13 protein-coding genes are annotated in these 12,035 nt (G+C 62.5%); 12 read left to right on the top strand and 1 reads right to left on the bottom strand.

Features of this window, described 5'->3' with window-relative positions; genetic code table 11:
• The first annotated feature begins 10 nt into the window (after positions 1 to 10).
• The 12 genes from rpsB to tsaB all read left to right on the top strand — a co-directional run bounded on the left by rpsB (position 11) and on the right by tsaB (position 11,251).
• A complete protein-coding gene (rpsB, locus tag ACZM8Y_RS02420) occupies positions 11 to 796 on the top strand; it encodes a 30S ribosomal protein S2 (protein ID WP_302552764.1) in 786 nt (261 codons plus the stop codon).
• Between the two features lie 22 nt (positions 797 to 818).
• A complete protein-coding gene (gene tsf, locus ACZM8Y_RS02415; RefSeq protein WP_479858926.1) occupies positions 819 to 1,706 on the top strand; it encodes a translation elongation factor Ts in 888 nt (295 codons plus the stop codon).
• A gap of 69 nt (positions 1,707 to 1,775) precedes the next feature.
• On the top strand, positions 1,776 to 2,756 hold the full coding sequence (locus ACZM8Y_RS02410; RefSeq protein ID WP_482330345.1) for an NAD-dependent epimerase/dehydratase family protein: 981 nt from the start codon (positions 1,776 to 1,778) through the stop codon (positions 2,754 to 2,756).
• 8 nt (positions 2,757 to 2,764) lie between these two features.
• Entirely contained in the window at positions 2,765 to 3,919 is a 1,155-nt protein-coding gene (locus ACZM8Y_RS02405; RefSeq protein WP_479858925.1) for a DegT/DnrJ/EryC1/StrS family aminotransferase, read from the top strand.
• Positions 3,916 to 4,704: a glycosyltransferase family 2 protein gene (locus tag ACZM8Y_RS02400; protein ID WP_337430372.1), complete on the top strand. Its 789-nt coding sequence runs from the start codon at positions 3,916 to 3,918 to the stop codon at positions 4,702 to 4,704. Before ACZM8Y_RS02405 ends, ACZM8Y_RS02400 begins: the two co-directional genes overlap by 4 nt.
• Positions 4,705 to 4,718: 14 nt before the next feature.
• Positions 4,719 to 5,435, top strand: coding sequence for a UMP kinase (pyrH, locus tag ACZM8Y_RS02395; RefSeq protein WP_302552759.1), 717 nt, complete (start codon positions 4,719 to 4,721; stop codon positions 5,433 to 5,435).
• A gap of 5 nt (positions 5,436 to 5,440) precedes the next feature.
• Positions 5,441 to 6,001 carry a ribosome recycling factor gene (gene frr / locus ACZM8Y_RS02390; protein WP_302552758.1) on the top strand — a complete coding sequence of 187 codons (561 nt, stop codon included), beginning with the start codon at positions 5,441 to 5,443 and terminating at the stop codon, positions 5,999 to 6,001.
• 369 nt (positions 6,002 to 6,370) lie between these two features.
• The gene (gene uppS, locus ACZM8Y_RS02385; protein WP_479858923.1) at positions 6,371 to 7,105 is read left to right on the top strand and encodes a polyprenyl diphosphate synthase; all 735 of its coding nucleotides are present in this window, start codon (positions 6,371 to 6,373) and stop codon (positions 7,103 to 7,105) included.
• Positions 7,102 to 7,908: a phosphatidate cytidylyltransferase gene (locus ACZM8Y_RS02380; protein ID WP_302552756.1), complete on the top strand. Its 807-nt coding sequence runs from the start codon at positions 7,102 to 7,104 to the stop codon at positions 7,906 to 7,908. The genes uppS and ACZM8Y_RS02380 overlap by 4 nt, the downstream gene beginning before the upstream one ends.
• A 218-nt stretch (positions 7,909 to 8,126) precedes the next feature.
• On the top strand, positions 8,127 to 9,335 hold the full coding sequence (gene dxr, locus ACZM8Y_RS02375) for a 1-deoxy-D-xylulose-5-phosphate reductoisomerase (RefSeq protein WP_487480087.1): 1,209 nt from the start codon (positions 8,127 to 8,129) through the stop codon (positions 9,333 to 9,335).
• Complete coding sequence (rseP, locus tag ACZM8Y_RS02370) at positions 9,336 to 10,457, top strand: RIP metalloprotease RseP (protein ID WP_308771299.1); 1,122 nt, start codon at positions 9,336 to 9,338, stop codon at positions 10,455 to 10,457.
• Positions 10,454 to 11,251 (top strand): tRNA (adenosine(37)-N6)-threonylcarbamoyltransferase complex dimerization subunit type 1 TsaB, encoded by a 798-nt coding sequence (gene tsaB / locus ACZM8Y_RS02365; protein ID WP_482334815.1) that lies wholly within the window; start codon positions 10,454 to 10,456, stop codon positions 11,249 to 11,251. Before rseP ends, tsaB begins: the two co-directional genes overlap by 4 nt.
• A gap of 266 nt (positions 11,252 to 11,517) precedes the next feature.
• Here tsaB and ACZM8Y_RS02360 read toward each other — a convergent pair whose 3' ends face one another.
• Positions 11,518 to 11,748, bottom strand: coding sequence for a hypothetical protein (locus tag ACZM8Y_RS02360; RefSeq protein ID WP_487480088.1), 231 nt, complete (start codon positions 11,746 to 11,748; stop codon positions 11,518 to 11,520).
• Positions 11,749 to 12,035 lie beyond the last annotated feature (287 nt).

Here is a 12,035-nt window from a genome sequence, read left to right as displayed (position 1 = left end):
GAGACATATCATGGCATACGTTAGCATGAAGCAGATGCTGGAAACTGGCGTCCATTTCGGCCATCAGACCCGCCGTTGGAACCCCAAGATGCGCCCGTTCATTTTCGGCGCCCGCAACGGCATCCATATCATCGACCTCCAGCAGACCGTGAAGCTGTACCGCACCGCCCACGACAAGATCGTGGAAACCGTCGCCAACGGCGGCCGCGTGCTGTTCATCGGCACCAAGCGTCAGGCTCAGGAAGCCGTCGCCGCCGAAGCCGGCCGCGCCGGTCAGTTCCATGTGACCAACCGCTGGATGGGCGGCACCCTCACCAACTTCGCCACCATTCAGAAGAGCATCGAGCGCCTCAAGAAGCTCGAAGCCATGTTCGCCGACGGTTCCGTAAACCGCTACCAGAAGAAGGAAATCCTGACCCTGCAGCGCGAAATGGCCAAGCTTGAGCTGACCCTCGGCGGCATCAAGGACATGGATCGCCTCCCGCAGCTCGCCTTCATCATCGACCCCAACCGTGAAGAAATCGCCGTCAAGGAATGCCGCAAGCTCGGCATCCCGATCGTGGCCGTCACCGACACCAACTGCGATCCCGACGTCATCGACTACATCATCCCCGGCAACGACGACGCCATCCGCGCCATTAAGCTTTTCGTCACCGCCATGGCCGAAGCCTGCCTCGAAGGCGAAGCCATGCGCAAGGACTCCAAGAACAAGGACGCCGAGGAAGAACTGAAGAAGGCTGCCGCCGCCGAAGCCAAGGCTGAAGAAGCCCCCGCCGCCGAAGCCGCCGCCGAATAACCAACGTATTTCGGAGATTCTCATGAGCATCACTGCTGCTATGGTTAAAGACCTGCGCGAAAAGACCGCCGCGGGCATGATGGACTGCAAGAAAGCCCTTACGGAATGCGACGGCGACATGGAAAAGGCCGTCGACTGGCTCCGCCAGAAGGGTCTTTCCAAGGCCGCCAAGAAGGCCGGCCGCGCCACCTCCGAAGGTCTCGTGGGCTTTGAGCTGGCCGCCGACGGCAAGTCCGGCGCGGCTGTCGAAGTCAAGTGCGAAACCGACTTCGTGGCCCGCGGCGACAAGTTCCAGGGCTTCGTGAAAGACATGGTGGCTCAGGTCGCCAAGGGTGAATACGCCGATTCCGAAGCGCTGCTCGCCGCTCCTTTCGTGGCCGACGCCTCCGTCACCGTGAAGGAAGCTCTTGATGGTGTTATCGCCACCACCGGCGAAAACATGGGCCTCGGCAAGTTCGCCAAGATGGAACTCGCCGCCGGCAAGTCCGGCCTGATCGGCGGCTACCTGCACTCCAACGGCAAGCTCGCCGTACTCGTGGAAATGCAGACCGGCAGCGACGCCGCCGCGGCTTCCGAAGCCTTCCACGAACTGGCGAAGAACGTGGCCATGCAGATCGCCGCCGCTTCCCCGCTCGCCGTGTCCGCCGAGGGCCTGAACCCCGAAGTGGTCGAACACGAACGCGAAGTCTATCGCCAGAAGGCCCGCGAAGAAGGCAAGCCCGAACAGATCATCGAAAAGATCGCCGAAGGCGCGGTCAAGAAGTTCTGCAAGGACGTGTGCCTGCTCGACCAGCTCTACATCCGCGACGACAAGATGACGATCGGCGATCTCATCAAGGGCGCTTCCAAGGCCATCGGCGAGCCGATCACCGTTGTCCGCTTCGTGCGGATTCAGCTCGGCGCCGAATAGTTTACGCCACTGACTGTAAGAGGGGGGCCATGCCCCCCTTTTTTGTAATCGCAACCGCAGGATCCGATAATGAGTCTCTATTCCGGCGCGCATGTGCTCATCACGGGAGGGTTGGGGTTCATCGGCTCCAACCTTGGTATCCGCCTTCTTGAAGAAGGCGCTTCCGTCACGCTCGTCGACAGCCTTATCCCCGAATACGGGGGGAACCCGGCAAACATCCGCGGTTACGAATCCCGCTTCAAGGTCAATATTTCCGACGTCCGCGATCCCCACAGCATGAAAACGCTGGTGAAGGGGCAGGATTTTCTGTTCAACCTCGCCGGGCAGACCAGCCATATGGATTCCATGGCCGATCCGTATACGGATCTGGACATCAACTGCAAGGCGCAGCTTTCCATCCTCGAAGCCTGCCGGAGCGCCAATCCGGGCATCCGCATCGTATTCGCCGGGACGCGGCAGATCTACGGCAAGCCCGACTATCTGCCCGTGGACGAAAGCCACCCCGTCCGCCCCGTCGACGTCAACGGCATCAACAAGATGGCCGGCGAATGGTATCATATCCTCTACAACAACGTGTACGGCATCCGCGCCTGCTCGCTGCGCCTCACCAACACCATCGGGCCGCGCATGCGCATCAAGGACGCCCGCCAGACGTTCCTCGGCGTGTGGGTCAGGCAGGTGCTCACCGGCAGGCCGTTTGAAGTGTGGGGGGGCGAACAGCTCCGCGACTTCACCTATGTCGATGACTGCGTGGACGCCATGATGCGCGCCGCGCTGCATGAGGAAGCCTTCGGCCGGATTTTCAACATCGGCGGCGGCAAGCGCATTTCCCTGCGCGATCTCGCCGATCTCCTCGTGGACACGGCGGGCGAAGGGGCTTATGAAGTCCGGGAATATCCCGTCGACCGCAAAAAGATCGACATCGGCGACTACTACGCCGACGACAGCCGCCTGCGCTCGCTCCTCGGCTGGGAGCCCCGGACGGAACTCAGGGACGGCCTCCGGCAGATCGTCGGCTATTACCGTCCCCGGCTTCAGGATTATTTATAAGGATTGCCATGAACGCACCCCTCATCCCACAAGCCAACCCCGGCGCGGCGTTCCGCAGCCGGCGCGACGCCCTGCTCAAGGCCGCCGCCGACGTGCTGGACGGCGGCTGGTACATCAACGGCAAACAGGTCCGGCAGTTTGAAGAGTCGTTTGCCGCGTTCTGCTCCGTGAAACATGCCGTCGGCGTGGGCAACGGGACTGATGCCATAGAGGTGGCCCTGCGCGCCCTCGGCATCGGCAAGGGCGGCCTCGTGTTCACGGTGTCCCATACCGCCGTCGCGACCGTCGCCGCCATCGAATGCGCCGGGGCGACGCCCGTGCTCGTGGACATCGATCCTGTGACCTATACCATGTCGCCGGAAAGCCTCGCCAAAGCGCTTGAGGCCGCCCGCGCGGGCCGTTATCCGGGCAGGCCCGCCGCCGTGCTGCCGGTCCACCTCTACGGATGCTGCGCCGATCTGGACGCCATCCGCGCCGTCGCCGGGGATCTGCCCCTCATCGAAGACTGCGCACAGGCCCACGGCGCGGCCTATAAGGGCCGTCCCGCCGGATCCGTCGGCATCGCCGGGACGTTCAGCTTTTATCCGACCAAGAACCTCGGCGCGGTGGGCGACGGCGGCTGTGTCGTCACCTCCGACGACGCCCTTGCCGAACGTATCCGCAGCGTGCGCGAATACGGCTGGCGGACGCATTACCTGAGCAGCGAACCCGGCATCAATACCCGGCTCGACGAATTGCAGGCCGCCTTCCTCAACGTCCTCCTGCCCGAACTGCCCGCCAAGAACGCCAAACGCCGCGCGCTGGCGGAGATCTACCGCCGCGGGCTGTCCGGCGTCCCCGGCCTTGTCCTGCCGACGATTCCAGATTTCGTGGAACCGGTTTACCATCTGTATGTCGTCCAATGCCCGGATCGCGACGAGGTGCAAAGGCGGCTCCGCGACAGGGGCGTAGGCACTGCCGTCCACTACCCCTTCCCGGTGCACCTTCAGGATGCCTACCGGGGCAGCGTGGCGCTCGCGCCGGACGGCCTGCCCGTTACCGAGGCCGTCATGCCGCGCATCCTCAGCCTGCCCATGTATCCCGAACTCTCCGAGGCCGACGCCGCTGCTGTTGCCGGAGCCGTCCGCGATGTCGTTTCCTCTCTGACCAAGGAGCGCGCATGAGTTCCGATACGCCCGGAAAACCCACCATTACGGGTCTGGTCCTCACCTACAACGGCGAACGCCTGCTCGATAAATGTCTTGAGTCGCTCGCGTTCTGTGACGCCGTCATCGTCGTGGACTCGTTCAGTTCCGACGCCACGGAGTCCATCGCTCGGAAGCACGGCGCGACGTTCGTGCAGCATCCCTGGAGCGGCGCCCTCCCCCAGTTTGAATACGCCCTCGGCCTCGTCGAAACCGATTGGGTGGTTTCCCTTGATCAGGACGAAATCTGTTCGGAACCGCTCCGTGACGCCATCCTCGCCGCCCTGCCCAACGCGCCCGCCGATCTCTGCGGCTTCACTCCGGCGCGGCGCTCGTGGTATTACGACCGCTTCCTCAAGCACAGCGGCTGGTATCCCGATCGCCTCCTGCGCGTTTTCCGCCGCAGCGGTGTCCACTTCACCCAGAGCGGCGCGCACGAGCACATCGACCCCAATGGGCGCACACAGGAACTCGACGGCGACATCCTGCACTATCCCTACAAAGATTTCCGGGAACATTTGGACAAGATCAATTCCTACGCCCAGCAGGGGGCCGACGATCTCGCGGCGCGAGGCAAAAAGGGCGGCCTCGCCCTCGGCGTGCTGCACGGCATCGGGCGCTTCCTCCGCATCTATCTGCTCAAAAAAGGCTTCCTTGACGGCAAGGCCGGGTTCATCAACGCGGCCCACGGGGCGTTTTACGCCTTCCTCAAGTACGTCAGGGTCGATGAAGGCAACTGGGGTTTTCCCTACAACCACCGTTAAAAAAGGGAGAGGACATGGCCGAACTCAAATACAAGCGCGTACTGCTCAAGCTCAGCGGCGAGGCGCTCGCCGGGGAAAAACAGATAGGTATTGACCCCCATACGGTTTCAAAGATATGTGCAGAAATAGCCGATGTGGTGGATATGGGGCTTGAGGTCGCGCTGGTCATCGGCGGCGGCAACATTTTCCGCGGGCTGTCCGCGTCCGCCGAGGGCATGGAGCGTTCCTCCGCGGACTACATGGGGATGCTCGCCACCGTGCTGAACGCGCTTGCCGTGCAGGACGCGCTGGAAAAGGCCGGCCATCCCACCCGCGTGCTTTCGGCCATCGCCATGCAGGAAGTTTGTGAGCCCTATGTCCGCCGCCGCGCCATGCGGCATCTGGAAAAGGGCCGTGTGATCATCTGCGCCGCCGGGACGGGCAATCCGTACTTCACCACGGATACCGCGGCGGCCCTGCGCGGCATGGAGCTCAAGTGCGACGCCATCATCAAGGCCACCAAGGTCGACGGCGTTTATGACAAGGACCCCATGAAGCACGACGACGCCGTGATGTTCAAGCACCTCAGCTATGAGGAAACCCTGCGGCGGCACCTCAAGGTCATGGATTCCACGGCCATCACGCTGGCCCAGGAAAACCAGGTCCCGATCATCGTGTGCAACATGTTCAACGGCAGCATCAAAAAGGTGGTCATGGGCGAAAACCCCGGCACCACCGTCGAAGGAGATTAAGCGTTATGGATAAAGAAAGCGTCTTGCTGGATTCCGAAGATCGCATGGACAAGGCCCTCGGCGCGCTGGATCGCGAATTCAGCCGCCTCCGCACCGGCCGTGCCTCCACCGGCCTTGTAGACAACATCAAGGTGGATTACTACGGCACGCCCACGCCCATCAGCCAGCTCGCGTCCGTCGCCATCCCGGATAGCCGCACCATCACCATCCAGCCGTGGGATCGCGGCGCGTTCGCCGGCGTGGAAAAGGCCATCCTCAAGTCCGACCTTGGCCTGACCCCCGTGAACGACGGCAAGATCATCCGCATCTCCATCCCGCCGTTGACCGAGGAACGCCGCAAGGAGCTCGGCAAGCTCGCCCGCAAGTCCGGCGAGGAAGCCAAGGTCGCCGTCCGCAACGTCCGCCGCGACGCCAACGACCAGCTCAAGAAGCTGGAAAAGGACAAGGCCATCTCCGAGGACGAGCTCAAGAAGGCCACCGATGACGTCCAGAAGCTGACGGACAAGTACGTCGCCAAAGTCGATGAAAAGTGCGCCGCCAAGGAAAAGGAAATCATGGATCTGTAAGAGGCGGAACCGGGAAGGGGGGAGAGGCCGCGCCAACAACCTGCCCTCTTCCCTTCCCGGCCCTCGCCTCCCGTCCTTTTGAAACTTTCGGCTGATGGGGGCGGCATATTGCTTCTCCCCAAAGGCAGGGAACGCCCCGCCTGAGGCGGATGGCCCCTTGAGCGGGCGGCTCTTGAAACGGGCATTCTCCGGGGGTATTCCGCCGGGGTTATCTCGCCGGGGTGCGCCGTTTCCGGCGGAATCCCCGCCCCGCCATCCCGGGATGCCGCGCTGCCAGTGCAAAGGGGCCTCCACATGCCCGCTGAATGAGTGGAGGAGGCCCCTCCCTCCGGCCTTTTTACGTTGTTACGCTGAGGTTGCCTGACGTCCATGTCCGAACCTTCCCCGCTTCCGATTCCCGCCGCCTCGCTCCCGGCCCATATTGCCATCATCATGGACGGCAACGGCCGCTGGGCGCAGGCGCGCGGCCTGTCCCGCAGCGAAGGCCATAAGGCCGGCGTCCGCGCCGCCAAAGCCATCGTGACCGAGTGCCGCACGCTCGGCATCCGCCACCTGACGCTCTACACCTTCTCTCAGGAAAACTGGGGCCGCCCCAAGGATGAGGTCAGCCTGCTCTTCCAGCTGCTGGTCAACTTCCTTGGCGAAGAGCTTCCCTCCATGGAGCGCAACGGCATCAGCCTGCGCGTGTTCGGGGATCTCGACGGCCTGCCGCTTCCCGCCCGCACGGCCCTGCGCCATGCCATGAGCCGCACGGCGAAGTGTTCCGGCATGATCGTCAACCTCGCCCTCAACTATTCGGGGCGGGAGGAAATCCTTCGGGCCGCGCGCCTGCTCATACGGCAGGGCTTCAAGCCGGAAGCGGTGACCGAGGACGCATTCCGTTCGTGCCTGTATTCCGCCGGGCAGCCGGATCCCGATCTCATCATCCGTACCAGCGGGGAGCAGCGCATCAGCAATTACCTGACCTTTCAGAGCGCCTACAGCGAACTCTATTTCACATCCACCTATTGGCCCGACTTCACGCCTGAAGCCCTGCGCAAGGCTCTCGTCGAATATGCGGGCCGCAATCGCCGTTTTGGGCTGACGCAGGAGCAGATTCAATGATCATCGCCTCAAAACATTTTCCGAGGATCGCCACCGGCGCGGTGCTTGTGGGCGTCCTTGGAACCGCCCTCTACCTTTCCGGGCCGTACCTTTTCGGCCTGTTGCTCCTGTTCACGCTGGTCGGCCTGTGGGAATTCTACACCATGTTCTGGCCGCTCAAGGCCAACATCGGCGGGCGCATCCTCGGCCTTGCGCTCGGCGGCCTGCTCATCACCGCCGCATGGATGCGCCCCGAAATGGTCGTCATGGCCCTCGCCTTGTCCACGCTCATCCTAGCCTGCATGTTCCTGTTCTGCTGGGCGCATGACGAGAAATACCGCTTCACGCGGGTGGCGGTGCTCGCCGGGGGGCTGCTGTACGTCCCCATGCTGATCATGCCCGCCCTGAATTTCTCCATCCACGAGCAACTGCTGCTCATCTGCACGGCGGCGGGCTCGGACACCGTGGCCTATTTCTTCGGCATGCGCTTCGGCAAGCACAAAATCTGGCCCAAGGTCAGCCCCAAGAAGAGCGTCGAAGGCAGCGCCGCCGGGCTCGCCGCCAGCGTGGCCGTGGCGGTATGCTTTGGCCTCGCATTCGGCGTGCCCACGGCCGGCGTCGGCGACTACGCCCTGCTTGGCCTTGTGCTCGGCGTCATGGCCCAGCTTGGGGACTTCTTTGAATCGGCGCTCAAGCGTTCCCGCTCGGTCAAGGATTCGGGCAGCGTCCTGCCCGGACACGGCGGCGTCCTCGACCGTGTGGACAGCCTGCTGTTCGTGATCCCGACCTACGAGTGCGCCAAGGCCCTCGTGACATTTTTCTGATCGGCGGCTTCTGCAGTGCCGGAAGCTTGAGGAAGGGAGGGAAAGCTATTTCCGGCTCCCTTCCTCAAGCCTGACGGCACGGAGCCCAGCCCCTGCAAAAGGCTTTTGCGGCCCTGTCCGCAGGGGCAGGGAAATACCAGACGTCTCGGCACGCACCGCCGCCGAAACGCCAATACCGGGGAAGTTTCAGGACTTCCCTTTTTCGCACTGGGAAACGCATGCTCCGCTATATAACAGAACTTCCTTCGTCCGAGTGGGAAAACGCCTTTCCCCGCCCCGTCGCCCTCTTGGGCAGCACGGGCTCCATCGGCGTCAACACGCTGCGCGTCATCGAAAAACACCCGGATCTGTTCAATGTCGTCGCATTGGCTGGAGGCCGCAACGTCGAACGCCTGATCGGGCAGGCCCTCCGCTGGCGTCCCCCGTATCTGGGGATCCAGACCGAAGAGGGGCGCAAAGCCCTGCTTGCCGCGCTTCCATCCGGCTATGAACCGGAAATCCTCGTGGGCCCGCAAGGGTACGCGGAACTGGCCTCCCTGCCCGAAGCCTCCACGGTTCTTTCCGCGCAGATGGGCGCAGCCGGGCTGCGGGCTACGATGGCCGCCGCCGAAGCGGGCAAGGTCATCTGCCTCGCCAACAAGGAATCCCTCGTGCTCGCCGGGGGGATGCTCCGGGAAACCTGCGCGCGCACGGGGGCGGTCATCCTGCCCGTGGACTCCGAGCACAACGCCGTGTTTCAGGGCCTGCGGGGGCGCAACCCCGAAACGGTCAGGCGGATCATCCTCACGGCGTCAGGAGGCCCTTTCCGCGGCAAAAAACGGGACTTCCTCGCCACGGTGACGCCCGCGCAGGCGCTCAGGCACCCCAACTGGAGCATGGGCGCGAAAATCACCATCGACTCGGCTTCAATGATGAACAAAGGGCTGGAGATCATCGAGGCCCATCACCTCTACGGCCTGCCGCTGGAACGCATCGGCGTACTGGTACACCCGCAGTCGCTGGTACATTCGCTGGTGGAATTTGAAGACGGCTCCCTCATGGCGCAGGCGGGAACCCCGGACATGCGCATGCCCATCGCCTACTGCCTCGCATGGCCGCTCTGCCTTGATGCGGGCGTTCCGCCTCTGGATCTTGCCCGTTCAGGCGCCTTGACCTTCGAGGAGCCGGACTTACATTCCTTTCCGTGCCTTAAACTCGCCTGCCGGACCATCGGCAAAGGTTCCGCCCTGCCCGTCGTGCTCAACGCGGCCAACGAGGTTGCGGTCGAGGCTTTTTTGTCCGGGCGCATCGGCTTCATGGACATCCCCGACATCATCGGCCGGGCTCTGGACGAGTGCTCGGCCCCCGATCCGGCTTCGCTCGAAGCCATCGAAACCCTTGACCACGAAACCCGGCTCCGCGCCGGCCTGTGGATAGAGAAGGTATAAATGGACTTTCTGCTCAACATACTCTCGCACTGGGAAAGCGCCCTCGCCGTGCTGCTTGTCCTTGGCGGCCTTATCTTTTTCCATGAACTCGGACACTTCGCCGTCGCCCGCCTGTTCCGTATCGGCGTGCGCACCTTCTCGCTGGGGTTCGGGCCCAAGCTCCTGAAGCTCCGGCGCGGCAAAACCGATTATTGCCTCTCCCTGATTCCCCTCGGCGGCTATGTGGCCCTTGCCGGGGAAGAGGATGAGGCCGAACAGCCCGATCCCAAAGGCAAAGAAATCGACGGCGTATTGTTCGCCCCCGAAGAATTGTACTCCGGCCGCCCCGCGTGGCACCGCCTTCTGGTCGTTCTGGCCGGCCCGGTCGCCAACTTCGTGCTGGCGCTGATCATTTACTGCGGCATTGCATGGGCGCAGGGCCAGACCTACCTGCTTCCCGAAGTCGGGGCCGTCTCGCCGGGGACTCCCGCCGCCGCAGCCGGCATCCAACCCGGTGACCGTGTGCTGTCCATCGACGGCAAGCCCATCGAAAACTGGAACGCCGTTGCGGAAGGCATTGGGGCCGGGAACGGCAGCCCGGTAACCATCGTATTGTCCCGCAGCGGTTCGGAAATCACGTTGACCCTCACCCCCGAAGCCAAAACCCGCGCCAATATCTTCGGTGAAGAGAAACCCGCGTGGCTCATCGGCATCCAGGCATCCGCCGCGACAGGCCACCTGCCCCTCGGCCCCGTCGAAGCCATCGGAGCCGGATTCAGGCAGACGTGGGACATGATCGCCTTCACCTGCGAGAGCTTCGTCAAACTCGCGCAGCGCGTGGTTCCGCTGGACAACGTGGGCGGCCCCATCCTCATCGCCCAGATGGTCGGCCAGCAGGCCGAACAGGGCCTTTCCGCCGTACTGCTGCTCGCGGCGCTCATCAGCGTCAACCTCGGCATCCTCAACCTGCTGCCCATCCCGATCCTCGACGGCGGGCACATCGTCTTCTTTACGCTTGAGATGATCATGGGGCGGCCCGTCAGCGCCACGGCACGCGAATGGTCCGCGAAGGTGGGCATGGCGCTGCTGCTTGGGCTGATGATCCTCGCCACATGGAATGATTTGACAAGGCTGTTCTCATGAATACCACGCTGATCATGAACGCCTCCGAGGGCCGCATCCAGTTTGTGCTGGAGCAGGAAGGCTCCCTCGTGTGCGCGCAGGAATGGAGCGCCCCCTCCAAGGGGACCGAACTGCTGACGCCCGCACTGGCGGACGCCTTCCAGCGCCTCGGCATCATGCCGTCGGACATCTCCCGCATCGCCTGCGTAGCCGGGCCGGGGAGCTTTACCGGCCTCCGGCTTGCGCTGACGACAGCCGCCGCCTTCCGCCGGGCTACAGGGGCCGCCGTTGCGCCGCTCAATGCGCTCCAAGCCCTCGCCGCCTCCGTGCCTTTCGGCCTTCTCTTTCCCGTCCGCGAAACGCGCATCCGCGTGATCACCCACGCCCGGCGCGGCCTCGTGCACGGGCAGGATTTTCTGTGCCCCCCCGGTTCCGCCCTGCCCTCCCCCATGGGCGAACCCGCCATGTGGGAAATCCCGGCGGCCTGCGGCGGGGAGCGCCCCGACTTCATGCTCGGCAGCGGCGTAGCCCGCAACCTGCCTCAGCTTCAGGAACTCTTCGGCGATCCCGCGCCGCTCCTTCTGCCCGCCCTTGTCCATCCCACGGCGCAGGCCCTGCTCGATCTGGCTCTCGCCCTGCCCGACGAAGCATGGGGACACAAGGATCTTGATCCGCTTTATCTCCGCCCCTGCGATGCCGTAGACAACCTCGCCTCCATCGCCGCCAAGCGCGGGCAGGCCCCTGAAGAAGCCTATGCCCAGCTCGACAGGCTTCTGAGCCCCTCCGCCGAGGAAGTCGTGCGGGGAAGCAGATGACGATTGGGAGGGGCGGGGAAACCCTTCTGGAGAAGGGTTCTCCCCGCCCCTCCCAAACCCTCCCCACCCCTTCCCAAGACTTTCAACTGGTGGGGAGGCTGCGCGGCGGAAGTTCCTGTCGGGCAATGGGGTGGGATAAAAAAAGCTCTGTTATAGTATGTGGTTGTTTCATCTCCACAGTGAGGTGAAAATACAGCCTTTTTCTCTGGTTTTCCCCTTGGCGGGAGCTATGGATAAGGCATTTTGCCGGTTATCCCTTTGGAACTTCAAGGAAAAGGCTGTGTCATAGAAAACGGTTGATGCTTTATTTCTTGAAATTCCAAAGAAGCAATCAGTAACATCCCTAAAATCATAAAGTCCGCCAGCGAAAAAATTGGAAAAAAGTATGTATTTTTCAGAATATTGCTGAGATGAAACAACCAGATACTATGACAGAGCCATAGAAAATAATTGATGCTTTTTTCCTTGGCTCTATCATAAGTATCTGGTTGTTTCATCTACGGCACAGTGAAAATACAGCTTTTTTCCAGCTTTTCCCTTGGCGGACTCTATGGCTGAGGCATTTTGTTGGTTATTCCTTTGGAGTTTCAAGGAAAAAAGCATTAAGCATTTTCTATGACAGAGCCTTTTCTATAACACAGCCAAGACAAAGGAACGGCTTGCCGGAGAAAATCAGCAAGCCGTTTTTGTATTCCGTAAAACCGTGATGAAGGATTCGATAAGGTCAAAAGTCTTTGAAGAGGGAGGGAAGGGGGTACGGGGGAAGGGAGGGGGAAACTTTCTC

The organism is Bilophila sp., assembly GCF_057864385.1.
Note: the sequence above shows the minus strand (reverse complement) of the source record. Positions and strands in the feature narration are given on the sequence as shown.